Annotated in this window: 26 protein-coding genes; 20 read left to right on the top strand and 6 right to left on the bottom strand. The window is 66.5% G+C overall.

What is annotated here, in order from left to right; genetic code table 11:
- Positions 1-29: 29 nt before the first annotated feature.
- From atpA to murA, 6 genes are all read left to right on the top strand, one after another.
- On the top strand, positions 30-1,667 hold the full coding sequence (atpA, locus tag QNO03_RS04540; protein WP_289602148.1) for a F0F1 ATP synthase subunit alpha: 1,638 nt from the start codon (positions 30-32) through the stop codon (positions 1,665-1,667).
- Positions 1,668-1,765: 98 nt separating this feature from the next.
- Positions 1,766-2,659, top strand: a complete 894-nt coding sequence (locus tag QNO03_RS04535) for a F0F1 ATP synthase subunit gamma (protein ID WP_289602147.1) — start codon at positions 1,766-1,768, stop codon at positions 2,657-2,659.
- A 77-nt stretch (positions 2,660-2,736) separates the two neighbouring features.
- Positions 2,737-4,200 (top strand): F0F1 ATP synthase subunit beta, encoded by a 1,464-nt coding sequence (gene atpD / locus QNO03_RS04530; RefSeq protein ID WP_289602145.1) that lies wholly within the window; start codon positions 2,737-2,739, stop codon positions 4,198-4,200.
- Positions 4,201-4,205: 5 nt separating this feature from the next.
- Positions 4,206-4,499: a F0F1 ATP synthase subunit epsilon gene (locus tag QNO03_RS04525; RefSeq protein ID WP_289602143.1), complete on the top strand. Its 294-nt coding sequence runs from the start codon at positions 4,206-4,208 to the stop codon at positions 4,497-4,499.
- 9 nt (positions 4,500-4,508) lie between these two features.
- Positions 4,509-4,937 (top strand): DUF2550 domain-containing protein, encoded by a 429-nt coding sequence (locus QNO03_RS04520; protein ID WP_289602141.1) that lies wholly within the window; start codon positions 4,509-4,511, stop codon positions 4,935-4,937.
- A 130-nt stretch (positions 4,938-5,067) separates the two neighbouring features.
- Positions 5,068-6,333: a UDP-N-acetylglucosamine 1-carboxyvinyltransferase gene (murA, locus tag QNO03_RS04515; protein ID WP_289602139.1), complete on the top strand. Its 1,266-nt coding sequence runs from the start codon at positions 5,068-5,070 to the stop codon at positions 6,331-6,333.
- Between the two features lie 173 nt (positions 6,334-6,506).
- On the opposite strand, the gene QNO03_RS04510 is transcribed toward murA, so the two are convergent.
- The 3 genes from QNO03_RS04510 to nucS all read right to left on the bottom strand — a co-directional run bounded on the left by QNO03_RS04510 (position 6,507) and on the right by nucS (position 8,959).
- Positions 6,507-6,710, bottom strand: coding sequence for a cold-shock protein (locus QNO03_RS04510; RefSeq protein ID WP_146361532.1), 204 nt, complete (start codon positions 6,708-6,710; stop codon positions 6,507-6,509).
- 241 nt (positions 6,711-6,951) lie between these two features.
- Positions 6,952-8,181 carry an N-acetylglucosamine-6-phosphate deacetylase gene (locus QNO03_RS04505; RefSeq protein ID WP_289602136.1) on the bottom strand — a complete coding sequence of 410 codons (1,230 nt, stop codon included), beginning with the start codon at positions 8,179-8,181 and terminating at the stop codon, positions 6,952-6,954.
- Between the two features lie 82 nt (positions 8,182-8,263).
- Entirely contained in the window at positions 8,264-8,959 is a 696-nt protein-coding gene (gene nucS, locus QNO03_RS04500; RefSeq protein ID WP_229950706.1) for an endonuclease NucS, read from the bottom strand.
- A gap of 40 nt (positions 8,960-8,999) precedes the next feature.
- Here nucS and QNO03_RS04495 point away from each other — a divergent pair, with 40 nt between their 5' ends.
- Positions 9,000-9,344: an Rv1322 family protein gene (locus tag QNO03_RS04495; RefSeq protein WP_229950708.1), complete on the top strand. Its 345-nt coding sequence runs from the start codon at positions 9,000-9,002 to the stop codon at positions 9,342-9,344.
- Positions 9,345-9,395: 51 nt separating this feature from the next.
- Here QNO03_RS04495 and QNO03_RS04490 read toward each other — a convergent pair whose 3' ends face one another.
- The gene (locus QNO03_RS04490; RefSeq protein ID WP_502874542.1) at positions 9,396-10,706 is read right to left on the bottom strand and encodes an AI-2E family transporter; all 1,311 of its coding nucleotides are present in this window, start codon (positions 10,704-10,706) and stop codon (positions 9,396-9,398) included.
- 292 nt (positions 10,707-10,998) lie between these two features.
- On the opposite strand from QNO03_RS04490, the gene QNO03_RS04485 reads away from it, so the two are divergent.
- The 7 genes from QNO03_RS04485 to QNO03_RS04455 all read left to right on the top strand — a co-directional run bounded on the left by QNO03_RS04485 (position 10,999) and on the right by QNO03_RS04455 (position 19,567).
- Positions 10,999-12,672, top strand: a complete 1,674-nt coding sequence (locus QNO03_RS04485) for a DUF8094 domain-containing protein (protein ID WP_289602135.1) — start codon at positions 10,999-11,001, stop codon at positions 12,670-12,672.
- A gap of 50 nt (positions 12,673-12,722) precedes the next feature.
- On the top strand, positions 12,723-13,682 hold the full coding sequence (locus QNO03_RS04480) for a tetratricopeptide repeat protein (RefSeq protein ID WP_289602133.1): 960 nt from the start codon (positions 12,723-12,725) through the stop codon (positions 13,680-13,682).
- A gap of 9 nt (positions 13,683-13,691) precedes the next feature.
- Positions 13,692-14,813: an NADH:flavin oxidoreductase/NADH oxidase gene (locus tag QNO03_RS04475; protein ID WP_289602132.1), complete on the top strand. Its 1,122-nt coding sequence runs from the start codon at positions 13,692-13,694 to the stop codon at positions 14,811-14,813.
- A 113-nt stretch (positions 14,814-14,926) separates the two neighbouring features.
- Positions 14,927-15,700 (top strand): ABC transporter ATP-binding protein, encoded by a 774-nt coding sequence (locus tag QNO03_RS04470; protein ID WP_289602131.1) that lies wholly within the window; start codon positions 14,927-14,929, stop codon positions 15,698-15,700.
- Positions 15,682-17,256, top strand: a complete 1,575-nt coding sequence (locus QNO03_RS04465) for a transporter (RefSeq protein ID WP_289602129.1) — start codon at positions 15,682-15,684, stop codon at positions 17,254-17,256. The genes QNO03_RS04470 and QNO03_RS04465 overlap by 19 nt, the downstream gene beginning before the upstream one ends.
- A 24-nt stretch (positions 17,257-17,280) precedes the next feature.
- Positions 17,281-17,589, top strand: a complete 309-nt coding sequence (locus tag QNO03_RS04460; RefSeq protein ID WP_229950726.1) for a DUF3039 domain-containing protein — start codon at positions 17,281-17,283, stop codon at positions 17,587-17,589.
- A gap of 184 nt (positions 17,590-17,773) precedes the next feature.
- The gene (locus tag QNO03_RS04455) at positions 17,774-19,567 is read left to right on the top strand and encodes a DEAD/DEAH box helicase (protein ID WP_229950728.1); all 1,794 of its coding nucleotides are present in this window, start codon (positions 17,774-17,776) and stop codon (positions 19,565-19,567) included.
- A 49-nt stretch (positions 19,568-19,616) separates the two neighbouring features.
- On the opposite strand, the gene QNO03_RS04450 is transcribed toward QNO03_RS04455, so the two are convergent.
- Entirely contained in the window at positions 19,617-20,234 is a 618-nt protein-coding gene (locus QNO03_RS04450; protein WP_289602127.1) for an isochorismatase family protein, read from the bottom strand.
- Between the two features lie 2 nt (positions 20,235-20,236).
- Complete coding sequence (locus tag QNO03_RS04445; protein ID WP_289602125.1) at positions 20,237-21,562, bottom strand: nicotinate phosphoribosyltransferase; 1,326 nt, start codon at positions 21,560-21,562, stop codon at positions 20,237-20,239.
- An 86-nt stretch (positions 21,563-21,648) separates the two neighbouring features.
- Here QNO03_RS04445 and clpS point away from each other — a divergent pair, with 86 nt between their 5' ends.
- From clpS to rdgB, 6 genes are all read left to right on the top strand, one after another.
- A complete protein-coding gene (gene clpS / locus QNO03_RS04440; protein ID WP_229950737.1) occupies positions 21,649-21,957 on the top strand; it encodes an ATP-dependent Clp protease adapter ClpS in 309 nt (102 codons plus the stop codon).
- A gap of 58 nt (positions 21,958-22,015) precedes the next feature.
- Entirely contained in the window at positions 22,016-22,573 is a 558-nt protein-coding gene (locus tag QNO03_RS04435) for a DUF2017 domain-containing protein (protein ID WP_229950738.1), read from the top strand.
- Positions 22,574-22,667: 94 nt separating this feature from the next.
- Positions 22,668-23,666 carry a glutamate racemase gene (murI, locus tag QNO03_RS04430; protein ID WP_289602123.1) on the top strand — a complete coding sequence of 333 codons (999 nt, stop codon included), beginning with the start codon at positions 22,668-22,670 and terminating at the stop codon, positions 23,664-23,666.
- On the top strand, positions 23,663-24,508 hold the full coding sequence (locus QNO03_RS04425; protein ID WP_289602122.1) for an MBL fold metallo-hydrolase: 846 nt from the start codon (positions 23,663-23,665) through the stop codon (positions 24,506-24,508). The genes murI and QNO03_RS04425 overlap by 4 nt, the downstream gene beginning before the upstream one ends.
- A gap of 60 nt (positions 24,509-24,568) precedes the next feature.
- Positions 24,569-25,333, top strand: a complete 765-nt coding sequence (gene rph, locus QNO03_RS04420; RefSeq protein ID WP_269437876.1) for a ribonuclease PH — start codon at positions 24,569-24,571, stop codon at positions 25,331-25,333.
- On the top strand, positions 25,334-25,978 hold the full coding sequence (rdgB, locus tag QNO03_RS04415; RefSeq protein ID WP_289602120.1) for an RdgB/HAM1 family non-canonical purine NTP pyrophosphatase: 645 nt from the start codon (positions 25,334-25,336) through the stop codon (positions 25,976-25,978).
- Positions 25,979-26,045: the final 67 nt, after the last annotated feature.

The following is a 26,045-nucleotide window of genomic DNA, read 5'->3' as shown; positions in this document are numbered from 1 at the left end:
ATCACAACATAGGAGAGCAGGGACTGCAGATGGCCGAATTGACCATCAACGCCGACGACGTCCGTAATGCGTTGAATGAATTCGCGGCGTCCTACGAACCCGGAAACGCAGAGCGCGTTGAAGTTGGCCGCGTAACAACCGCCAGCGACGGCATTGCCCGTGTGGAGGGCCTGCCCTCCGTTATGGCGAATGAGCTGCTTCGGTTTGAGGACGGCACGCTGGGCCTCGCCCAGAACCTTGACACCCGTGAAATCGGTGTCGTTGTACTTGGCGATTTCGCCGGTATTGAAGAAGGCCAGGAAGTACACCGCACCGGTGAAGTCCTGTCCGTACCCGTAGGCGATGCCTTCCTGGGCCGCGTTGTCGACCCGCTGGGCGAGCCGATGGATGACCTGGGCCCGATCGCCGCTGAGGCACGCCGTGCACTGGAACTCCAGGCGCCGGGCGTGACCATGCGCAAGTCGGTCCACGAGCCGCTTCAGACCGGCCTCAAGGCAATTGACGCCATGATCCCGATCGGCCGCGGCCAGCGCCAGCTGATCATTGGTGACCGCAAGACGGGTAAGACCGCCATTGCCGTTGACACCATCCTGAACCAGAAGGCCAACTGGGAGTCCGGTGACGTCCAGAAGCAGGTTCGCTGCATCTACGTAGCCATCGGCCAGAAGGCTTCCACGATCGCTGAAATCAAGCGCACGCTGGAAGACAAGGGCGCCATGGAGTACACCACGATCGTGGCCTCCCCGGCATCCGACCCCGCCGGCTTCAAGTACCTGGCACCGTACGCCGGCTCGGCCATTGGCCAGCACTGGATGTACGGCGGCAAGCACGTCCTGATCATCTTTGATGATCTGTCGAAGCAGGCTGAAGCCTACCGCGCCGTGTCGCTGCTGCTGCGCCGCCCGCCGGGACGCGAAGCCTACCCGGGCGACGTTTTCTACTTGCACTCCCGCCTGCTGGAGCGTTGCGCCAAGCTCTCCGACGAGCTCGGTGCCGGCTCGATGACCGGCCTGCCGATCATCGAAACCAAGGCAAATGACGTGTCGGCCTACATCCCGACCAACGTCATCTCCATCACCGACGGTCAGATCTTCCTCCAGTCGGACCTCTTCAACGCCAACCAGCGCCCCGCCGTCGACGTCGGTATTTCCGTCTCGCGCGTCGGTGGTGCTGCACAGCAGAAGGCCATGAAGAAGGTCTCCGGTACGTTGAAGCTGGAACTGGCCCAGTACCGCGACATGCAGGCCTTCGCCATGTTTGCCTCGGACCTGGATGCCGCTTCGCGTCAGCAGCTGACCCGCGGTGCACGCCTGATGGAACTGCTCAAGCAGGGCCAGTACGCGCCGTACCCGGTGGAAGACCAGGTTGTCTCCATCTGGATGGGCACCAACGGCTTCCTCGATGACGTTCCCGTTGAGGACGTCCGCCGCTTCGAGTCCGAGTTCCTGGAGCACGTACGCCACTCCTCGTCCGTCATGACCGTCCTGGCCGAGACGAACAAGCTCGAGGATTCCACGGTTGATGAGATGAAGAGCCTCATCACCAAGTTCAAGCAGGGTTTCTTCGGTGAAGGTGACGACCGCATGGTCGCCGCCGGAAACGAAGCCACCTCGGCCTTGGACGAGGACGCCGTAGACCAGGAAAAGATCGTCAAGCAGAAGCGCTAGCGGTTTTGAGTTCCGCTGCCGGGCCATGTGCCCGGCAGCGGAACCCTTGGCCATTGCCTTAGCCCCCGGTACTAACGCCGGGAACTGAAAGGAAGAGTATGGGAGCCCAAATTCGGGTCTACCGCCAGAAGATCGCGTCGACCACGTCGATGCAGAAGATCTTCAAGGCGATGGAGCTGATTGCTGCCTCTCGCATTGGAAAGGCGCGCACCCGTGTGGCTGCGTCGCTGCCGTATTCCAATGCGATCACCCGTGCCGTTTCTGCTGTGGCATCCCAGACGGAGATCGATCATCCGCTGACCACCGAACCGGAGCAGATCCGGCGCGCAGCCGTGGTCATCATGACTTCCGACCGCGGTCTCGCCGGATCGTACTCCGCCGGTGTCCTCAAGCAGGGCGAAGCACTTAACGAATTGCTCCGTGACGAGGGCAAGGAAGTAAAGACCTACCTTGTTGGACGAAAGGCGCAGGCGTACTACGAGTTCCGTAACCGTTCAGTAGAACGGGTATGGACCGGTGGTACCGATGCACCTGAGTTCGAAACAGCCCGTGAAATCGGCAAGGCACTCCTCGATGACTTCAACACGGCCTACGAAGACGGCGGTGTGGATGAAATCCACATCGTGTACACGCGCTTCAAGTCCATGGTTATTCAGGAACCTGCGGTCATCCGACTGCTGCCGCTGGAAGTAGTGGAGGAAGAAGCCCAGTCGACGGCTGAGTTCCTGCCTCTCTACGAATACGAGCCCGAACCGGAAAAGGTCCTGGACGCACTGCTGCCGCGCTACATCGAGTCGCGCATCTTTGCAGCCATGCTCCAGGCCGCCGCTTCCGAGCTTGCTGCCCGCCAGCGCGCCATGAAGTCCGCAGGGGACAACGCTACGGACCTGATCAAGAAGTACACGCGCCTGCGCAACAACGCCCGTCAGGCCGAAATCACCCAGGAACTTTCCGAGATCGTAGCCGGTGCGGACGCGCTCAGCGCCTCCTGACCGGTTCCAGTCGAAGAGAAGTTCCAACGCATAAAAAACTTAGTCCACACGCCATCTAACTGAGTGAAGTGAGAGAGATGACTGCCCAAACTGTCGAGCACGGAACTGATTCCGTAGCCTCGGGTGCCACCGGCCGTATTGCCCGTGTCATCGGCCCGGTTGTCGACGTCGAATTCCCGGCTGACGCAATTCCCACCATCTACAACGCACTGACCACCGAGCTGACGCTCGACGGCCAGACCCGCACCATCACCTTCGAGACCTCCCAGCACCTGGGTGACAACCTCGTCCGTGCCATTTCCCTGCAGGCCACCGACGGCCTGGTCCGCGGCGCTGCCGTGTTCGATACCGGTGCTCCGATCTCCGTCCCCGTAGGTGACGGCGTCAAGGGCCACATCTTCAACGTCCTGGGCGAGCCCCTTGACGTCACCGAAGACAAGCTCGAGATCACCGAGCGCTGGCCGATCCACCGTTCGGCTCCGAACTTCGCCGACCTTGAGGGTTCCACCGAGATGCTGGAAACCGGCATCAAGGTGATCGACCTTCTCACCCCGTACATCAAGGGTGGAAAGATCGGACTGTTCGGCGGTGCCGGCGTCGGCAAGACCGTGCTGATCCAGGAAATGATCACCCGTGTTGCCCGCAACTTCGGCGGTACTTCGGTATTCGCCGGTGTCGGCGAGCGTACCCGTGAAGGTAATGACCTCTGGGTTGAAATGGAAGAGGCGAACGTCCTGAAGGACACCGCCCTTGTGTTCGGCCAGATGGATGAGCCGCCGGGAACGCGCCTCCGCGTGGCACTGTCGGCTCTGACCATGGCGGAATACTTCCGCGATGTGCAGAACCAGGACGTGCTGCTCTTCATTGACAACATCTTCCGCTTCACGCAGGCAGGCTCCGAGGTTTCCACCCTTCTCGGCCGCATGCCTTCCGCTGTGGGCTACCAGCCGAACCTGGCTGACGAGATGGGTCTGCTGCAGGAGCGCATCACGTCCACCAAGGGCCACTCGATCACGTCTATGCAGGCCATTTACGTGCCTGCAGATGACTACACCGACCCGGCCCCGGCCACCACGTTCGCCCACCTGGACGCGACCACGGAACTTTCCCGTGAAATCGCTTCCCGTGGCCTGTACCCGGCCGTGGATCCGCTGACCTCAACGTCGCGAATCCTCGACCCGCAGTACGTCGGCCAGGCGCACTACGACACGGCCATCCGCGTCAAGCAGATCCTCCAGAAGAACAAGGAACTGCAGGACATCATCGCCATCCTCGGCATTGACGAGCTCGGCGAAGAGGACAAGATCGTCGTGTCGCGTGCACGCCGTATCCAGCAGTTCCTGTCCCAGAACACCTACACCGCCAAGCAGTTCACCGGTGTTGAGGGTTCGACGGTTTCCATCAAGGACACCATCGAAGGCTTCCGGGCCATCTGCGACGGCGACGTTGACCACATTGCCGAGCAGGCGTTCTTCAACGTCGGCGGCATGGATGACGTTGAGCGTCAGTGGGCGAAGATCCAAGAGCAGACCGGGAAGTGAGCCCCATGGCGGACACTGCTGAACTCGAAGTTGAGATTGTTGCTGCCGACCACTTCGTGTGGTCGGGAGCGGCAAAGATGGTCAAGGCCCGCACCACCGACGGCGAGATCGGGATCCTTCCCGGCCACTCGCCGGTGCTGGCCATCCTGGCAGAGGGCGGACTGGCCATCGAACCGGTGTCCGGTTCCCGCATTGAGGTAAGCGTTGACGGTGGATTCTTCTCCGTCGACAACAACCGCGTGGTCATCGTGGCCGACAATGCCAAGGTGACCAGCGAAGCAACCGCCGGGACCCGCTGACCCCTTCCGATGGACAGCTCCTATGTGTTCATTACGCTGGCAGCCCTCTTTGGGCTGCTGGTCCTTGCAGTAGTGCTTTTCGGGGTGCGCCGCAGCCAGCTGCGGCGCGCCCTGGGCACCTTCGACGCCTCCATCTGCCTTCCCCCTGCGGGATGGCGGATGGGGGTTTGCCGTTATACGGACACGCACCTGGAGTGGCTGCGCCTTGTCTCGCTCAGTCCCCGTCCGCCGTACCGTTTCCTGCGCAGTTCACTGGAAATGGCCGGGTGGCGGGAACCCACTGAAGCGGAACGGGCCCGCATCCAGCCCGGCGCCGTCGTCGTCCGCCTGAACTATCAGGGCAGCGAAGTGCTGGTCGCCATGAAGTACGAGACCTACACCGGCCTGTCCTCGTGGGTTGAGGCCGGTCCGGTCATCGGCATCGGCACCTGGCGCTAGGGACACGTTCTCCACCGCCGGCTGAAAGGCACAGGGATTCTTCCCTGTGCCTTTTTTGCTGCCCGCTTTTTGCTTCCCGCGCGGGCCTGGCCGCCCGGGGCCAGCTGCTGCGTCCGCCTACTATGGAGTAATGGAAGACGTCATTGTTGTTACCGGCCCGTCCACCCTGAACGGCGCCGTCACTGTCCCGGGGGCCAAGAACAGCGTCCTGAAGCTTATGGCGGCGACGCTGCTGGCCCGGGGGCGGTCGGTCATCACGAATGTGCCCAATATCCAGGACGTATGGATCATGGCTGAGCTGCTGCGCCGGCTGGGCTGCACGGTGGATTACGACGTCGACGCCGCGTCGGTTTCCGTGGACGTTCCGCAGGAGCCGGGGCACCAGGCGGACTATGACCTGGTCCGTGCCATGCGGGCCTCGATCTCGGTGCTGGGGCCGCTGGTGGCACGGTGCCGCCGCGCCGAGGTTGCGCTGCCCGGCGGCGACGCGATCGGGTCGCGGGGTCTGGACATGCACCGGGCCGGCCTGGAGCTGATGGGGGCGGAAATCGGCATTGACCACGGTTACCTGGTCGCCTCGGTCCCCGAGGGGCTGTACGGGGCCGAACATATCCTTGACTTCCCTTCCGTGGGGGCCACGGAAAACCTCATGATGGCTGCCACGCTGGCCCGGGGCCGCACCGTCATCGACAATGCCGCGCGGGAACCCGAGATCACCGACATTGCCCGGATGCTGAACGGCATGGGAGCCAAAATCAGCGGCATGGGAACCAGCACGCTGGTGATCGAGGGTGTGCCGGAGCTGCATCCCGTGGAGCACCGCGTGGTGCCGGACCGGATTGTTGCCGGCACGTGGGCCTTCGCGGCAGCGATCACCGGCGGCGAAATCGAGGTGCGCTCCGCTGATGCCTCCGCGCTGACTGTGGTGCTGGACAAGCTCGTCCAGGCAGGCTGTGAAATCAGCACGGGGGAGGACAGCTTTACGGTCAAGGGACCGCAGCGTCCGGAACCGATCAATGTCTCCACGCTGCCGTACCCGGGATTCCCCACTGATCTGCAGCCCTTCGTGGTTGCCCTCAACGCGGTCTCCGCAGGGTCGGGAATGGTCACGGAGAATGTGTTCGAGGCGCGCTGGGGCTTCACCTCCGAGCTGGCCCGCCTGGGAGCGGTGGTCCGGCTCGACGGGCACCATGCCTTGATCCAGGGCGTCCAGCTGCTTTCCGGTGCGCCGGTGGTTGCCAATGACATCCGTGCCGGGGCCGCCCTGGTCATTGCCGGGCTCGCTGCCGATGGAACCACCGAGGTGCGAGGTGTGGACCACATCGACCGGGGCTATGAACGGTTCATGGAAAATCTGAGGGGTCTCGGCGCCAACGTGGTCCGCCGCCGGGCATAGATGCAGCAATTGGGGAAACGCCGGGGAACCGCTCACCACGGGAAACCGGAAAATTCTGCCGAACTGCTAAAACAGCGGGACCTGCGCGGAAGCGAATAACCTGAAAAGAGGAAAGCCCCCGGCATGTGCCGGGGGCTTTCCACTTTTTCCGTTAGGAAAGGAACTTCGGGACCTTAGAGGGCGGTGACGCCGGTGGCCTGGGGGCCCTTGGCGCCCTGGCCGATCTCGAAGGAAACGCGCTGGTTTTCGTCGAGGGTCTTGAATCCGTTGGTCTGGATTTCGGAGTAGTGGACGAAGACGTCGCCGTCGGAGTCGTCCGGAGTGATGAAGCCGAAGCCCTTTTCGGCGTTAAACCATTTGACGGTACCCTGAGCCATTGTTTCTCCTCATTATGTGGAACTTACCTGCACAGTCCGTGCCGGCCATGTTACTGAAGCAAGAAAGCCCAAGTTCTTGCCGTTCAGCAGTTCCTTGAGGAGCTTCTCACTCGCAACGGTCTTGCGAGCATGAAAAAACACCTGCACAAAGACTTGGTAATAGAGTCGCATAACCGAAATGTTTGGTCAATGCCGGAATACGAAAAACTTTTCCGGAGCGTTTTCCCCTAGGTGTTGTCCGCTAGGTGTTTTCGGGGAGCGGCAGGAACGTCCCGCAGCGCAGGACGGCATGCAGCTGCAGGTCCGGCGACACCACAAGGGCGTCGGCCCGCAGCCCGCGGCGAAGGGCACCTACTTCATCGGCCAGGCGGAGGACGTCCGCCGGCACCTCGGCGGCTGCCGTCACCGCATCAGCCAGGGGAACCCCTGATGCGACGGCGGTGCGTACGCACTGCAGCAGCGTGGCGGTTCCGCCGGCCAGTGCTCCATCGCTGAGGCGGGCCGTTCCGTCGCCGACCAGGACATCGGCGGATCCCAGCCGGTAGCTGCCGTCGCCCAGCCCGGTGGCCGCCATGGAATCGCTGACCAGCGCCACGTTTGGTGCCCCCACCAGCTCGAAGACGGTCCGGATGACCGCAGGATCCACATGCACGCCGTCCGCAATCAGTTCCACCACCGCCGCCCCGCTGCGCGCGGCCCGCAGGCCCGCCGGGACGGGGCCGGGGGAGCGGTGGTGCATCGGGGCCATGCCGTTGAATAAATGCGTCACCGTGGGGCGGGCAGCGTAGCCGCCGAAGCCGGCCTCCTCCATTTCCTCCTGGGCGGATAACAGGGAAGCGGCAGCGACGGCGTCAGAGGCCCCCGTATGGCCCATTGAAGGGGTGACCCCGTGGAGGATGAGACGGTCCACCAGATCGTCGGCTCCGGGCAGCTCAGGGGCATAGGTCATGGTGACCAGTTCGCTGTCCGAGGCATCAAGGAGTTCGTCTACGAAGTCCGGATCCGGGGCAAGGAGGGATGCCGGGTCCTGTGCGCCGCAGTGCTCCGGCGAGAGAAACGGTCCCTCGGCATGGATGCCGGCAATAAGCCCCTCCCTGGCCAGGGCTCCGAGCCTGGCGGCGGCCGCCAGCAGTTCCGGGCGCGGCACCGACATCGTGCTTGCCAGCAGGGTGGTGGTTCCGGACGAGTGCAGGAAGGCCACTGCCTGCCGTACTCCGTCGGCATCGGAGGTGGTGAAGTCGCTGCCTACCGCTCCGTGGCAATGCAGGTCCACGAGCCCGGGAAGGATGAGCGAACCCTCGGGTATCCGTACGGGCGCCGGCCAGCCGTCGTCGTCGAAACCGTCCGCTGGACCGGCGTAGGTGATCCGGTCCCCTTCAAAGGCGAGGACGCCGTCGGGCAGCAGTGCGTCCGGAGTGTGCAGGGTGCCCCGGAGATAGCCGCGGTCCCGCGGGCGTGCCGATGGGTTCATGCACCGATTCTAGGCATGCCCGACGGCGGCGGCGAGTGCGCCGTGCCGTCCGAAGCAGGCCGGAGAGCTGAGGGAAAGGGCGTCAGAACAGCCGGGAATCGCGGTCGTCGACACCGCGCATCGCGTCGTAGTCGAGCGTCAGGCAGGTGATGCCGCGGTCCTCGGCCAGTACGCGGGCCTGGGGCTTGATCTGCTGCGCGGCGAAGATGCCGCGGACCGGAGCGAGCAGCGGGTCCCGGTTGAGCAGTTCGAGGTAGCGGGTCAGCTGTTCGACGCCGTCAATGTCACCGCGGCGTTTGAGTTCCACCGCGACCGTGGCGCCGGACGCGTCGCGGGCGAGGATGTCCACGGGGCCGATGGCGGTCATGTACTCCCGGCGGATCAGTGTGTGGCCTTCGCCGAGCCGGTTGATCTGTTCGGCGAGCAGGCGCTGCAGGTCCGCTTCCACGCCGTCCTTGATCAGTCCGGGGTCGGTGCCGAGGTCGTGCGAAACGTCGGAGAACCGCTCATGGATGCTGATCACCAGACGGTCATCCGTCTTGGCGCTCTGGACATTCCAGACTTCGGTGACGCCGGCTGCGGCGTCAATCTCATCCGGTTCCACGCTCCGCATGGTCGCCGGAGGGCTCATCCAGTTCAGCGGCTTGTACGATCCGCCGTCGGAATGGATCAGGACGGAACCGTCCGCCTTCACCATAAGCAGCCTCACGGCAAGGGGCAGATGGGCACGGAGGCGGCCGACGTAGTCAACGGAGCATCGGGCTATTACTAAACGCACAGTTGCACTTTACCGGCTGAACTACGGCAAAATGACTTCTATGCCCCGTTCCAACCGTCCCCGCCGTGTGCCCGCCGCCGGCAGCGCTGCGGGCCGGAACGCCCGTCGTAAGTGGGCATCAGCCCCGCCCGAGGTGGATCTGGAGCGCACACGTGCCGGTATTCCGCGGCGCGAGACCGGTCCCGACGGCGAATGGTCGGTGCGGCAAATCACGGCAGTCAACGCCGCGAAGGACTACCGGTGCCCCGGCTGCGGGCAGAGGATCCCGCCCGGAACGGCGCACCTGGTCGTATGGCAGGAAGACTCGCTGCTCGGCCGGCAGGCAGCCGTCGAGGGACGCCGCCACTGGCACAGCCACTGCTGGCGGACCCGCCGCCGCTACTGAGGCTGCAGCGGTAGCCGCAGCCTCAGCCTCAGCCACAGGCACGGGACCGGGTCAGATCCTGTCCTGCCGGGCAATGAAGACTTCCTTCAGCAGCAGCAGGATGGCTGCCGCCGTCGGGATGGCGATGAGTGCTCCCAGTACCCCGAGCAGGCTGCCGCCGGCGATCACGGCAATAACCGCCACCGCTCCGGGCACTGCAACGGCCCGCTGCATCACGCGCGGTGAGACAAAATACGCCTCGAACTGCAGGTAGGCCATGTAAAGGATGGCGAACACCACCGCCGTCTGCCAGCCCTCGGTCAGGGCCACGAGGGAAACCAGGACCAGGGCAATGGGCGGGCCGACCAGCGGGATGAACGCCAGCAGCGCGACCAGGAACGCCAGCAGCACGGAGAACGGCACTCCGGTGATGGTCATGACGATGAACGCATACGTCGCATCGAGCAGTGCCACGAAGCCCTGGCCGATCACGTAGTTGCCGACGCTGCCGGTGATTTCCTCGGACAGGGCCTCCACCCGGCGCCGCCGGCTGCGCGGCGCCAGCCGGTAGCCCCACTTCTTCATCGACGGCAGCGAAGCCAGGAAATAGAGGGTGAGGACCAGGATGATCAGGGCGCCGAAGAGGCCGTTTGCAATCACGGTGCCCACGCTAAGGACTCCGCCGAAGATGCCGCCTACGGCGTCACTGTTCGAGAAAAAGCGGCTAACTTCGTCTTCGATGCGGTCGCGCACCTGGAACTGGCTGTCGATGTTGACGAAGAAGTCCGACGCCAGGAACTTGTTGATGTACCCCGGAGCGTTGGCAATGATCTCGGACGTCTGGCTGACGATGGTTGGAATGAGCGTCGCAAAGAACGCCGTCACGACTCCGGCCAGCACCAGTACGGTGATGGCGATACCCGCCGGGCGGGGAATCCGCCGCGCGCCCAGCCAGCGCACCACCGGGTCCAGGCCCAGGGCGATGAACAGTGCGGCGCCGATCCAGACGAGCAGCTCGCCGACATTGGTGATCACGAAGTAGAGCAGCAGGGCCAGGCCAACGCCGACCGCGAGCATAAAGCCGAAGTAGATGGGGTGCGCGCGCACGCTTCCGGGCTCCGAGCCGGTTCCGGCACCACTGATGCTCAGCCGTTCATCCGGAAGCCGCACCTCGGGATCAACGGTGACTTCCGCATCCGCAACATTCTCCGGCGGGAATTCAAAGCGCCGCCTTGGGCGGGCACCCGGGACGCCGTGGCGCAGGCTGTAACGCATCCGGTCCGCAGCCGTGGAAAGGAATCCGGGCAGCCTGGGGCGCTTTTCCGTCCCGTCCTCCGGACCGGGGAGCGGCGCGTGGACAGGCACGTCCTCGTTTTCGCTCATATTCCGCGTTTCTCCTCTGCCGTCCTTCGGTCCTGATACGAACCGAAACCCTACCAGCAGGCGGTGCCCCGCAGCCCTTCCCATCGCTGCGGGAATGCGGAAGCGGCACCCATTGGGTACGCGCGAATGGGTGCTCCGTAGGGATTTCGTTACCATTGGGTTATCAAGTGCCAGGACATCAATGACCCCGCTGTGTTTTCGCCGCCGTTTTTCAGGAACACCTTTCCTGCCTGCCGGTCGGGAAATGCGCCGCCCTGCCATGTCATTTGCCCAGACTGAAGATAGGTAAGTTGTGCGAAACAAATTTGCAGTTCCGCTGATCGTCCTTGGAGTGCTGCTGATGCTGATAGGCATTGGCCAGCGGACCATCTGGGCGCCCCCGGAGACCGAATCGGTGTCCGCTCCCGCTGAAGCGGGCAACGCCGTTATCACCGTTCTCGATACGGAACTGCTGGCCGAGCACCCGGACGGCGTGGAAATCACCGTCCGCTCGGAGGCACCCTTCACGCTGGCCGTAGGCCGCGCGAACGACGTCGAGGCATGGGTGGGAGAGGCCGCCGTCAACCGCCTCGGCGCGGCGGACGGTGAACTGGCGGTCGAGACGGAGAACGGCGAAGCCCAGACACCGAACCCGGCCGGATCCGATCTCTGGGTCGTAGAGGAATCCGGCGAAGGCGAACTGTCCTACGACTGGGACGCGCCGGAAAGCGGCGAGTGGGAGATCCTGCTGGCTGCTGACGGCACTGCCCCCGCGCCCACGGACGTGACCATGACCTGGGAAAACGACGCCACCCGTCCCTTCGCCGTGCCGCTGATTGTTGTGGGTGCCCTGCTGGCGGTCCTCGGCCTGGCACTGGCCTTCCTGCGCAGCGGCTCCGACGGCCCGCGCAGGAGCGGCCGCCGCAGCAGCGGTACGGAGACCGGCAGCGGAGACCGGCAGCACAGCGTCTCGGGCTCGACGTCGGCTTTCACGGCAACAGCCCGCCGCCGCCCGGCCTTCCTTGCCGCTGCCGCAGCTGCTGTCCTGGCAGCGGGCAGCGCTCCCGCAGCGGCGCTGGCCGCTGAGTCCGACGGCGGCAGCCTGCCGGTAGTGGGGGATGCCCAGCTTGAGCGCATCCTGGATTCCGTTGCAGCGACCGTAGGGGCCGGGGACGCCGCCAAGGACGCCTCCATGCTGAAGCCGCGCGTCGAAGGCGCTGCGTACGCCATGCGCGAGGCCAACTACGCCGTCGCCGGGAAGTCCGGCGACCAGGAGGCCCCGGTTCCCGTGGCCGCCGAGGCGCTGCGGACCCAGTCCGTGAGCGGCGCCGCCGGGTGGCCCCGCACCGTCGTCGCCGTCACCCAGGGCGACGGCAACCCCGTGCCCCAGGCCCTCCTGCTGGTCCAGGCCTCGGCCCGGGACAACTACAAACTCGTTTCCGCCGTCCAGATGCTGCCCGCCAGCACCTTCCCGCAGCCTCCCACCGGCACCGGGGCGGACCAGATCCCGGCCGACTCGGACAACGGCCTGGTGATGTCCCCGCAGGATGCCGTCTCGGCCCTGGCGGATTCCCTGACCGCGCCGGACGGTGAAAACAAGGACACCTTCGCAGCCAACCGGTTCAGCGAGGACGTGGTGAAGTTCCAGCAGCAGGTACAGGGCGACCCGAAGAACGAGCACGCCCTGAACGCGTTCCAGCATGCTGCCGACCCGGCGGGAACCTACGCCCTCCGCACGGACGACGGCGGTGCGGTCGTGTTCGGCTACCTGTCCAACACCTTCTCGAGCACGCCGAAGGAAGCCGGTGACTCGATCAACCTCGAGGGCACTGTCTACGAGGCACTGACCGGCCAGGCAACCACGGACAAGGGCATCGATGTCACGCACGGCGAGGCCGTCATGCTCTACGTACCGGCTTCCGGCAGCACCGGCCAGGCCGTGGTGGTGGGTGCGGACCAGGAACTGCTGTCCGCAAAGCTGAAGTAGGCAGGAGGCAGGCTTGCCGGTGGACGGGCACGGCGTAATAAGGTGAATGGATGAGCACACCGAACCACCGCCCGTCACCGGCTCCTTCCTCCATGAACCTGCGGGGGGCAGTCGACCTCTCCGCCCTCAAGGCGCGCTCCGCAGCGCCGGCGGCCCCGGCCGCCGGCGCCACGGAACCCGGTGCCGCCCCGGGTCCGTCGCCGTTCGTGGTGCAGGTCTCTGAGCAGACGTTCCCGCAGGTGGTCCAGCTGTCCGCCGAAGTGCCGGTGGTCATTGACCTGTATTCGGACGCCAGCGCCGACTCGCAGCAGGTGTCCGCCATCCTGGCCGCCATCGCGGTGGAACAGAACGGGCGCATGCTGCTCGCACGCGTGGACGTTGATGCCTACCCCCAGATCGCCCAGGCCTTCGCCGCCGCGTCCGTGCCGACCGTGGCTGCCGTCCTCAAGGGCCAGCCCGTGCCCCTGCTTGACCGGCTGCTGCCGGAGGAACAGATCCGTGCCCTGGTCGGCGAACTGATGCAGGTCGCCGCAGCCAACGGGGTCGCGGGATCCCTCGAGGGCGGCACCCAGGAGGCTCCGGCGGAGGAAGCACTCCTGCCCCCGCTCCACCAGGAAGCTTTCGACGCCATCAACGCGGAGGATTACGACGCCGCCGCGGCCGCGTACCGCCGTGCCCTGGCCGAGCAGCCCGCCGACGCCGAAGCCAAGGCCGGCTTGGCCCAGGTGGAACTCATGGCACGCCTGCGCGGCGCCGACGCCGACGCGGTCCGCCGGGACGGCGCCGAGCAGCCCGACAACGTGGACGCACAGCTTGCGGTCGCCGACCTGGACATTGCCGGCGGACATGTCGAGGATGCCTTCCGGCGCATTACCGGACTGATTGCCAGGGTTTACGGCGACGACCGCGAAAAAGCCCGGCTGCGGCTGCTGGACCTCTTCGAAGTGGTGGGCATCGCCGACCCCCGGGTCACCAAGGCGCGTTCGGCCCTCGCCCGGGCACTTTTCTAGGCCATATCCATGGATACAGCGTCCCTCTTCGACCCCCTCACCCTGCGCGGACTGGAACTGGCCCACCGCGGCTGGGTGGCCGCCATGTGCCAGTACTCCGCGGACCCGGTGGATCCCGCCGATCCGGACAATGCTCCCGGGGTACCCAACGACTGGCACCTGATGCACCTGGGATCCTTCGCCGCCGGCGGCGCGGCCCTGATCATCACCGAGGCCGCGGCTGTCAGCCCCGAAGGCCGGATCAGTCCGCAGGACGCCGGCATCTGGAACAGCGGACAGGCCGCCGGCTGGGAGCGGATCACCCGGTTCGTGCACCGGCACGGCGCGGTGGATGCGAGGATCGGCATCCAACTGGCACACGCCGGACGCAAGGCCTCCACCTACGCTCCATTCGCCGCGGGCCAGGGCAGTGTCCCGCTCGACGACGGCGGCTGGCAGACCGTGGGACCCACCGCGGAACCCTTCGGGACTTACGCGGCGCCGGCGCAGCTGGATGAAGCCGGCATCCGGCAGGTCATCCGCGACTTCGCCGACGCAGCCGTCCGGGCGGTCGACGCCGGATTCGACACCATCGAAATCCACGGCGCACACGGCTACCTGCTGCACCAGTTCCTCAGCCCGCTGGTCAACACCCGCACCGATGCGTGGGGCGGCGACGCCACCCGGCGCAACCGGCTGACCCTTGAGGTCATCGACGCGGTCCGGGCCGTCATCCCCGATTCCATGCCGCTCCTGCTGCGGATCTCCGCGACGGACTGGCTGCCCGGGGGAGTGGACGCCGAATCCTCGGTGGTCCTGGCCCGCGCAGCCCGCGAGCACGGCGTGGACCTGGTGGACGTGTCCGCCGGCGGAGCTGTTCCCGGTGCCGTCATCCCGGTGGGCCCGAACTACCAGGTGGAGTATGCCGACGCCGTACGCCGCGGCGCGGGCGTACCGACCGCCGCCGTCGGGCTGATCGACTCCGGTGCCCAGTCCCAGGAGATCCTCCAGTCCGGCTCCGCTGACGCGGTCCTGATTGCCCGGGCAGCCCTGCGGGACCCGCACTGGTGGATGCGCGCCGCAGCCGAGCTGGACGCGAAGCTGCCGTGGGTACCCCAGTATGAGCGGGCCGCCCGCCGCGGCATCTTCTAGCCTGCGTTAGCCGGCGGTTTAGTCCCTGCGGGGGATTCCGGGGTCGACACCGGAGCGGAAACCTCGTCCTTCCTGCCGAGGACGTGCCGGCCGCGGCTCGGTAGGCTGGCGCCATGACATCAACACCGGCTTCCGTCCCGGCACTGGCCATCCGCGGCCTGGCAAAACGCTTCGGTACCAAGACCGCCGTCAACGGCATCAGCCTCGACGTCCCGCAGGGCTCGTTCTACGGTCTGGTCGGTCCCAACGGGGCAGGCAAGACCACCCTGCTGTCCCTGGCCACAGGGCTGCTGCGTCCGGATGCGGGATCCGCGCTGGTCCACGGGACCGACGTCTGGTCCCGTCCGCTGGAAGCCAAGCGGCTCATGGGGATCCTGCCGGACGGGGTCCGGCTCTTCGACCGGCTGACGGGCGAACAACTGGTGACGTACGCCGGGCTGCTGCGCGGGATGGACCGCGAGACGGTGGCCGCCCGCACCGGGGACCTCCTGGCCGCCATGGACCTGACTGCGGACGCCGGCAAGCTGGTGGTGGACTACTCCGCAGGTATGACAAAGAAGATTTCGCTCGCCTCCGCATTGATCCATGCGCCCCGGCTGCTGGTCCTGGACGAACCGTTCGAAGCGGTGGATCCGGTGTCCGCGGCAAATATCCGCGACATCCTCTCCAACTACGTTGCTTCCGGCGGAACAGTGATCGTCTCCAGCCACGTGATGGACCTGGTGCAGCGGATGTGCGACCACGTGGCAGTGGTGGCGGGCGGAAACCTGCTGGCCGCAGGCACCGTGGACGAGGTCCGTGCCGGCAGCAGCCTGGAGGACCGGTTTGTGTCGCTCGTTGGCGGGCGTACCCGGACGGAGGGGCTGGAATGGTTGCGCACCTTCTAAGACTGAAGCTGGTCCTGCTGCGTAACTCCCTCAAGCGGAGCCCCTGGCAGCTGGTCGGAATCGTGCTGGGCGGCCTGTACGCCATAGGGCTTCTCGCGGTCCTGCTGGCAGCCCTGTTCATCGTCGGAACGGACCCGGGGCTCGCCCGCACGGCGGTGGTCCTGGCAGGAGCCGTGGCCGTGCTTGGCTGGGCACTGGTCCCGGTGGTGTTTTCCGGGCTGGACCTGACCCTGGATCCGGCGCGCTTCACCACGTACGCCGTACCCACCCCGCAGCTGCTCACCGGCCTTGCCATCGGCGGGCTGATCGGCATTCCCGGGGCCACCATGCTCCTGGCAGTGCTGGCACAGGCCGTGAGCTGGTTCCGCTCGCCCGCCGCGCTGGCCGCAGCGCTGGTGCTCTCCGCCGTGGCGGTCTTCACCTGCCTGATCGCCGCCCGGGTCACCGTGGCAGCGGCTGTATCAGTGACCGGATCGCGCAGGTTCCGCGACTTCACGGGACTGCTGCTGGTGGTTCCGCTCGTCCTGCTGGGACCGGTCATCGCTGCGGTGAGCGAGGGCATCCAGGCCGGCGGCAGCTACCTTCCACGCCTCGCGGACTGGCTTTCCTGGACGCCGCTGGGGGCAGTCTGGGCAGTGCCTGGGGATATTGCCCTGGGCCGCTACGGCGCAGCCGGGGCAAAGGCGCTGATCGCCCTGGCCTTCCTTGCCGTGCTGGTTCTGGCCTGGCGGGTCCTGCTCCTGCGGGCACTGGTCCGGCCGCCGCAGACGGCAGCCACCCGCCGGACCTCCGGGACGGGACTGTTTGCCCGTTTTCCAGCCACACCCACCGGTGCGGTTGCGGCCCGTGCCCTGACCTACTGGCTGCGGGACCCGCGCTACAGCGCATCCCTGCTGATTGTGCCGCTGCTGGCCGTGGTGCTGGTGTTCACCGGCAACAGTGCGGGTGCCGACGGCGCCCTGCTGGTCACCCTGGCCCTCGGGCCGCTGGTCGGATTCCTCATGGGCTTCTCCCTGCACGCCGATGTGTCCTATGACAACACCGCGTTCGCCCTGCACCTGGCTGCGGGCGTGGAGGGCCGTGCGGACCGTGCCGGCAGGGTGCTGGCGTGTGCGGTCTTCTCTGTTCCCGCCGTCGTCCTGTCATCGGTGCTCCCGGCGGTCCTGACCGGCCGGGCCTCAGTGGCCGTGCCCGTTCTGGGCGTTGGCCTGGCTGCCCTGCTGATGGGGCTGGGCCTGTCCAGTGTCGTCTCGGCACGCTACACCTACAACGTTCCGCTGCCGGGCGAAAATGCCTTCAAGACTCCGCCGGGAAGTGCGGGCAGGTCCGCGCTGGTCCAGGGTGCCTTCAGCCTGCTGCTGTTCGTCCTGCTGGTACCCGTACTGGTGCCCGGCGTTGCCGCCGTCGTTATGCAGAGCCTGCTGTGGGGGATTGTGACACTGGCCGCAGGACTGGTCCTGGGGATGGCGGCGCTGGTCTTCGGGATCCGGCTGGGCGGGCGCTGGCTGGACGCGCGCGGGCCGGAACTGCTGCAGCAGGTCGCCGTCAACAAATAGCCGGCGGGTACTAAGATGGAACGCATGAGCCTGCCTCCCGATCCTTTCGAAAACGATCCCCGCCGCCTGGATGACAACGGTACGTCCACGGCCACCATCGAGCGCGAAGAACTGCGCGAAGAGCTGGAACCCGGCGACAGTGAGCGCTTTGCGCACTACGTGCGCAAGGAAAAGATCATGGAATCGGCGCTGTCCGGCGAGCCGGTCATTGCCCTCTGCGGCAAGGTCTGGACCCCGGGACGGGATCCGCAGAAGTTCCCGGTGTGCCCCACCTGCAAGGAAATCTACGAGGGCCTGCGTCCTGAAGCCGACAACCCCAAGGGCAAGAAGTAGTCCGTCCCGCCCGCCGTTGTGACCGCTCCGCTCCCCAGCCTTCCGCGGTGAAGGCAGTTAGTCCTGATGCCTGCATGACCTATGTGTTTACGCCTGCGCCTTCGTGCAGGCGCCCAGTGCCGATTCCGTCCGGTGCCCGCGCGGCCGCAACCACTCGAGAACTGCGAAAGGCTGTGTTCCCCGCGTGAGTTCCGAAACCCTTTTCGGCGCCGGTGCGTCCCTGCCGCCTGCCTATCCCGAGCGTGCTGCCTGGGGCACTGCCCCGAAGCTGCGCCAGTGGCAGGAAGAGGCGCTGGCGAAGTACTTCGAATCCAATGCCAGCGACTTCCTGGCCGTCGCCACCCCCGGGGCCGGTAAAACCACCTTCGCCCTGCGTGTGGCCAACGAGCTGGTGGAGCGGGGGATCGTCAACCGGATCACCGTCGTCGCGCCCACGGACCACCTGAAACGGCAGTGGGCCGACGCGGCGGCGAAGGTCGGCCTTGCCCTGGATCCAAACTTCAAGAACGCCGACGGCCGGCACGGCCACGGCTTCATCGGCGTCGCCGTCACCTACGCCCAGGTGGCCTCCAAGCCCATGCTGCACCGCGCCAAGACCGAAGCGGCCCGCACCTTGGTGATCCTGGATGAGGTGCACCACGGAGGCGATGCCCTGTCCTGGGGCGACGGCATCCGCGAAGCGTTTGAGCCGGCGGTCAAGAGGCTGTCCCTGACGGGAACCCCGTTCCGCTCGGATACGGCCGCGATTCCCTTCGTGGAATATGTCGAGGACCGGGACGGTATCCGCCGCTCCAAAGCGGACTACACCTACGGGTACGGCCAGGCGCTCAAGGACCATGTGGTCCGGCCGGTCATGTTTATGGCCTATTCCGGACAGATGCGCTGGCGCACCAGCGCGGGCGATGAGATGGCTGCGTCGCTGGGCGAAGCCGCTGTCACCAAGGACATCACGGCGCAGGCCTGGCGTACCGCGCTGAACCCCACGGGCGAGTGGATCCCGGCCGTCCTGGCCGCCGCGGACCGCCGCCTCACCGAGGTCCGCCGGTCCGTGCCCGACGCCGGCGGCCTGGTCATTGCCACGGACCACGACGACGCACGGGCCTACGCGGGGTGGCTGAAGAAGATCATGGGCGAATCGCCCACGGTCATCCTGTCCGATGATGCCAAGGCCTCGGAAAAGATCGAAGAGTTCTCCGCCGGAACCCAGCGCTGGATGGTCGCGGTGCGGATGGTGTCCGAAGGCGTGGACGTGCCGCGCCTCGCCGTCGGCGTCTACGCCACCTCCACCGCAACCCCGCTGTTCTTTGCGCAGGCCGTGGGGCGTTTCGTGCGTGCCCGCAAGCGCGGCGAGACGGCGTCGGTGTTCCTTCCCTCCGTGCCGAACCTGATGGCCCTGGCCAACCAGATGGAAGTCGAGCGGGACCACGCGCTGGACCGTCCGGACAACCATCTGGAAGAGGAAGGCTTTGGTCTCGAGGACAGCCTCATGGAGGCCGCCAACCGCGAGGAAAAGGCCTCCGGTGAGCTGACCAAGCAGAAGTTCGAGGCGCTTGAATCCCAGGCCTCGTTTGACCGGGTGCTGTTCGACGGCGGCGAGTTCGGTACCGGCGGTGCGCTCGGCAGCGAGGAGGAGCAGGACTTCCTGGGTATTCCCGGCCTGCTGGACGCGGACCAGATGAGCATGCTGCTGCGGCAGCGCCAGCATGAACAGGTCTCCCGCCGGGGACGCCGCAACAGCGAAGCGGCAGCGCCGCCGGCGGAAGCCCCGGAGGTGGTGGACCACCGCCGGCTCACCGAGCTGCGCGGCGAGCTGGCAAAGAACGTCTCGGCCTGGTCCGCGCGTTCCGGCATGCCCCACGGCGTGGTGCACAGTGAACTGCGCCGGATCTGTGGCGGTCCACCCGTGGCGCAGGCCAACGAGGAACAGCTGAACAAGCGGCTCAAGAAGCTGCAGGACTGGTTCATCGGGCGTAAGTAGCAACAAAAAAGGGCCGGACCGCTTTGCGGTCCGGCCCTTTGGCATCCGGTTACAGGTCGATGATCTCGACGCCGGCGTCTTCGAGTTCCGCCCAGGCGGCCAGGGTGGTCTCCCGCTTGATGCCGCGGGAAAGTTCGGGAATCACGGCTGTGGTGTATCCGGCGGCGACGGCGTCCAGGGCGGTGGCCCGCACGCAGTAGTCCGCGGCCAGGCCCAGCACCACCACCTCGTCCACGTCGTGGTCCCGCAGCCAATCATCGAGGCTCAGCGTCTCGGTCTCGGCGTCAGGCTCCGCGTCCGGGTCGCCCAGGGGCACCTCGACGTCCGGCGCCAGGACCCCCTCGAACCCGGAGTACGCCGCCTCATACTGGCCCTTGCGGAAGAAAGCATCCACCAGTTCCGTGTCCAGGTCCGGGTGCGGCTGCGCGCCGGCGGTTCCGGCTACACAGTGCGGCGGCCAGGAGTCCACAAAGTCCGGGGTTTCGGAGAAGTGCGTTCCGGGATCGATGTGCCAGTCCTGGGTTGCGGCCACCAGGTCATACCGGCCCGCGGAGGTCTCCACGTAGTCGGTGATCTCTCCGGCGAGGTCTGCCCCGCCGGACACCGCCAGCGAGCCGCCTTCGCAGAAGTCGTTCTGCACATCGACAATAATCAGGGCGCGGGCCATGCTTACTCCTCGTATTCGGTAGGGATTGCCGGTTCGCCGCGCTGCAGGCGGTTCACCGAGGTAGGCAGTTCAGCCAAGGAAGCGGCATGCTGCCGGGCCGCCCGCGTCACCGCTTCGGGTCCGGTCCAGCCGGGCAGGACTTCGCCGTCGGCGACGAACTGGTGCAGCAGCGTACGGTCATTCCCGTCATTCTCCGGTGCGTGGCCGATGCCCACAACCTCCGCGGTTGCCGTGCCGCCTTCGTTCAGCCGGCGCAGCGCGTACTTACGCCCGCCGAGCGAAACCTTGTTTTTTGCGGCCTTGGCTACGGACACGAACTCGTGGTCGTCTCCCTCGCGGCTGACCAGCTTGTAGACCATGCCGGCAGTGGGTGCACCGGATCCGGTGACCAGGGAGGTGCCGACGCCGTAGGCATCCACGGGGGCCGAGGCCAGCGCCGCGATGGCGAACTCGTCCAGGTCGGAGGTGACCATGATGCGCGTGTTGGTGTTGCCCAGCTCATCCAGCAGTTCGCGGACCCAGCGGGCCTGCGCGACGAGGTCACCGGAATCGAGCCGCACGCCGCCCAGGGCGGGGCCGGCGACCTCGACAGCGGTGCGGACGCCCTGTTCGACGTCGTACGTATCCACCAGGAGGGAGGTCCCTGCCCCGAGGGCCGCGACCTGGGCCGTAAAGGCTTCCTTCTCGGAGTCATGCAGCAGGGTGAAGGAATGCGCCGCCGTGCCGACGGTCTTGAGCCCGTAGCGCCGGCCTGCCTCCAGGTTGGAGGTGCTGTTGAACCCGGCGATCACTGCCGCACGGGCAGCGGCAACGGCTGCTTCCTCATGCGTGCGGCGGGAGCCCATTTCGATGCACGGACGGCCGTCGGCGGCGGAGGTCATGCGGGAGGCTGCGGAGGCAATGGCACTGTCGTGGTTGAGCATGGACAGGATCATGGTTTCGAGGATGCAGGCCTCGCCAAACGTGGATTCCACAATCAGCAGGGGGGACTGCGGGAAGTAGGCCTCGCCCTCGGCATAGCCGTAGATGTTGCCCGAGAACCGGAAGTCCGCGAGCCAGGCGAGGGTGCGCTCATCCACCACGTTGGTGCTGGCCAGGAAGTCCAGCTGCGGCTGATCGAAGCGGAAGTTTTCCAGGGCTTCCAGGATGCGTCCGGTTCCGGCGGCGATGCCGTAGCGGCGGCCATCGGGCAGGCGCCGGGCAAAGACTTCGAACACGGACCGGCGGGACGCGGTGCCCGCGTGGAGGGCGGCTTGGAGCATGGTCAGCTCGTAGTGGTCCGTGTAGAGGGCTGAATTAGGGGAGTGCCGGACGGCGGGACTGTTCACAGGCAAAACTCTAACCCGCGGATCCCCTTTGAGTAGAAGGCGGCCCGGCGGAGGACCGGACCGGATTCCTCACTACAATTGAACGCATGGCTACCAGCACTGCGACCGGCACGGACACCCTGACACGCGAGGAGACGGATACCCTCCCGGCAGCGGACGTCCCCTGGGTCGTTATTGTCTGGAATGACCCCGTCAACCTGATGAGTTACGTCAGTTACGTTTTCCAGAGCTATTTCGGCTACTCCGAATCCAAAGCCCACCGCCTCATGCTGGAGGTCCATCAGGCCGGCAAGTCGGTGGTGGCAACGGGATCCCGGGAATCCGCGGAACGCGACACCCTCGCCCTGCATACCTACGGGCTGTGGGCCACGTTCCAGAAGGCGGACGCGGCGTAGCGCCGCAGCGATTCCTTCCCCCGGCCCCCTCAAACACGCAGAACAGAAACGGATATTCGTGGCAACCGGATTCAAGCTCACCCGCAAGGGCATCACCGCCAACCTGGAACCGGGGGAGCGGGACCTGCTGCGCAAGCTCTTCTCCGATGTGCAGGAGCTGCTGGAACCGGAGACGGCAGCCGACGCCGATCCGCTGGCGGCCATGGTGGGAATCGACCCGTCGGCGGTTGTTCCCGATGATTCCGCCCTGCTGCGGCTGCTTCCCAACGGCATCCAGGGGAACGGCGACGATGCCCTGGAGTTCCGTCGTTTCACCGAGCGCTCGCTGCGGGAATCGAAGCAGGCGGCCCTCCGCGCAGCCGCCCTGCAGCTGGAGGCAACACCGCTGCGCCTGGACACCGAGCAGGCACAGCTGTTCGCCCGCGCCCTGAACGACGTCCGGCTGGTGCTGGGGGACCGCTTGGGCCTGGAGGATGACGAAGCCGCCGAGCGGCTGCATGACATCACGGATCCGTCGAAGGCGCAGGACGTGGACGGGTACCTTGCGCTGGTGTACAACTTCGTCACATGGCTGCAGGAAACCCTGATGCAGGCACTGCTGGACTCCCTGAACTGACGCGGATCTTCCCGCACCGCCGGACAGTTCTGTGACCAAGGGCACGGAGCCGTGAATGTGCCCGCCGGTGGGGGAGGACTATTGTCGTTACATTATGAGTTCGAACCCGGTCAGCCCCTCCGCACATCCACTGCCGGCGTTCCACGAAGCCGTGCGGGTCAAGGACCCGGACGCGCCGATCGGAATCTTTGACTCCGGCGTCGGCGGGCTGACTGTGGCACGCGCGGTCCTGGACCAATTGCCCCACGAAGCCATCATGTACGTGGGTGACACCGCCAACGGTCCCTACGGGCCGCTGCCGATCGCCGAAGTCCGGGCCAAGGCGCTCGGCGTGATGGACGAACTGGTGGATTCCGGCGTCAAACTCCTGGTTATCGCGTGCAACTCCGCCTCGGCCGCCGTGCTGCGTGACGCCCGCGAACGCTACACGCGGCGGTACGGCATTCCGGTCATCGAAGTCATCCAGCCGGCCGTCCGCCGGGCGGTGGCCGCCACCCGCACCGGGCGGATCGGCGTGATCGGCACTGCCGCCACGGTCGGCTCGCGCGCCTATGACGATACCTTTGCCGCCGCCCCGCACCTGCAGGTGTCCTCGGTGGCCTGCCCGGCCTTCGTGGAGTTCGTCGAAGCCGGCATCACCTCCGGGCCGGACGTGCTGGCCACAGCGGAGGAATACCTCGCTCCGCTGAAGGCCCGCGACGTAGACACCCTCGTCCTCGGCTGCACCCACTACCCGCTGCTTACCGGCGTGATCTCCTACGTGATGGGCGACGGCGTCACGCTGGTCTCCAGCGCCGAGGAGACCGCCAAGGACGTATACCGCGCGCTGATCTCCCACGGGATTGAACGGCGCTCCCAGGCGGCCCCCCGGCACACGTTTGTGGCCACCGGAGACTCGGCCTCCTTCGAACTGCTGGCCCGCCGTTTCCTGGGGCCGGAAGTCCTCAGCGTGCAGCAGGTTGAACACGTGGCAGCGCATTACCCCACGGGCAGCATGGCGAGGGTGACCCCAGAAATGATTGACTCCGCCAGGGCAGACGCCCCCGAACGCATGGAGGCGCCCACCAGTGCCGCCTGGAACGGCACCGCATGAAACTGACCATTGTGGGCTGCAGCGGCTCCTTCCCCGGCCCGGCCTCGCCGGCGTCGTGCTATCTCGTGACCGCCAACGACGGCGTCCGTGACTGGCGGATCCTGCTGGACCTGGGCAACGGGTCGCTGGGATCCCTGCAGCGCTACATGGACTTGCGGGACATTGACGCTGTCCTGCTGACCCACCTGCACCCGGACCACTGCATGGACCTGTGCGGCCTGCACGTGGCCGTGCACTGGGACCCGTCCGGCTGGAACCGCGACCGGATCAAGGTCTGGGGTCCCGCGGCCACGGCGGACCGGATGGCCACGGCCTACGGCCTGGAGCTGGATCCGGGAATGCATGATGACTTTGAGTTTGCCAACTGGACCGCGGGCAGCCCGGTGCAGATCGGACCGTTCACCGTCACCCCCTACCCGGTGCGGCATCCGGCCGAGGAGGCCTACGCCCTGCGGGTGGAGGCCCGCACCGTGGACGCGGCGGGCGAACCGGTGCTCCGGACGCTGGCCTATTCCGGGGACACCGACTCCTGCCCCGGGCTGGAGGAAGCGGCCCGGAATACCGACGTCTTCCTGTGCGAAGCGGCCTTCCACGAGGGCCGCGATGACGCGATTGAAGGGGTGCACCTCACCGGACGGCGGGCCGGCGAAGCGGCCACCGCGGCGGATGCCCGGCGGCTGCTCCTCACGCACCTGCCGGTCTGGAACGATGCGAGCATCAGTGTTTCGGAAGCACGCGAAACCTACAGCGGAGACCTGGCGGTGGCCGTCGCGGGAGTCTCCTACGACGTCGGCACCCCCTTCGCCGAGCCGCTCGCGGTGCAGAGGGCACGCAGCCTCTAGCCGCTCGGGCGCGTCCACAGCGGAACGGGCTCCCGCCGGACCCGGCGATAGACTGAACCCATGACTACAGTCCCCACCCCTGCCCCGTCCGCCGACATCCTGCGTGCCGACGGGCGTACCCCGGACCAGCTGCGCAGCATCACGATCACCCGCGGCTGGTCGAAGCAGGCCGAAGGTTCGGCCCTGATCGAGTTCGGCAATACCCGCGTGCTGTGCACCGCCTCGCTGACTCCCGGCGTGCCGCGCTGGCTCAAGGGCGAGGGCAAGGGCTGGGTCACCGCCGAATACGCGATGCTTCCGCGGGCCACAAACACCCGTAACGACCGCGAGTCGGTCAAGGGCAAGCTTGGCGGACGTACCCACGAAATCTCCCGGCTGATCGGACGCTCGCTGCGTTCGATCATCGATACCAAGGCCCTGGGCGAGAACACCATTGTCCTGGACTGCGACGTGCTGCAGGCCGACGGCGGAACCCGGACCGCCGCCATCACGGGTGCCTACGTCGCCCTCGCCGACGCCGTAGCCTGGGCCAAGGAAAACAAGCTCATTGCCCGCAACGCCTCTCCGCTCCTGGACACCGTGGCCGCCATCAGCGTGGGGATCATCGACGGAGTCCCGATGCTGGACCTGCCGTACGTCGAGGATGTCCGGGCGGAAACCGACATGAACGTAGTCGTCACCGGATCCGGCAAGTTCGTTGAGGTCCAGGGCACCGCCGAGGGCGCTCCGTTCGACCGGGCGGAACTCGATGCCCTGCTTGACCTGGCCCTGCAGGGAACTGCCGAGCTGGCCGCGATCCAGCGGCAGACCCTGGGCGCGGCGTAAATGACTCAGCCTTCCGCCCGCCTGGTCCTGGCCACCCGCAACCCGGGGAAGCTGCGTGAACTGCGGGAACTGCTGCGCGGCCAGGTCCCCGGGCTCGACGTCGACACACAGGTGATCGATGCCGCGGCCGCAGGGGTTCCCGACGTCGCCGAAACCGGCGTGACCTTTGAAGCGAATGCGCTGCTGAAGGCCCATGCGGTGGCAGCTGCCACCGGCCTGCCTGCGGTGGCGGACGATTCGGGGCTGGCCGTGGACGTCCTTGGGGGAGCGCCGGGTATTTTCTCCGCGCGCTGGTCCGGCCGGCACGGCGACGACGCTGCGAACCTCGAGCTGCTCCTGGCCCAGCTGGCGGACATTTCCGCCGAGCACCGGGGAGCCGCTTTTGTCTGCGCCGCCGCCCTGGCGCTGCCCGACGGCAGCGAGACCGTGGAGCGCGGTGAACTGCGCGGAACCCTGCTGGAATCGCCGAGGGGCGCGGGTGGCTTCGGCTACGATCCGATCCTGCAGCCGGCCGGGCTGGACCGCAGCTGCGCGGAACTGACCGGTGCGGAAAAGAACGCCATCAGCCACCGCGGCCAGGCGTTCCGCGCCCTGCTGCCGGCCATTGTCCTCGCGCTGGCGGATAGGACTCCGCGCGTTTCCTGACCGCGGCCCGGTTGTGTGATGTGTCCCAAACACGCCGGGCGACGCGGCTCCGATTCTTCCGCGCCGG

This window comes from Arthrobacter sp. zg-Y877, from assembly GCF_030373105.1.
In the GTDB taxonomy this organism is placed as follows: domain Bacteria; phylum Actinomycetota; class Actinomycetes; order Actinomycetales; family Micrococcaceae; genus Arthrobacter_B.
Note: the sequence above shows the minus strand (reverse complement) of the source record. Positions and strands in the feature narration are given on the sequence as shown.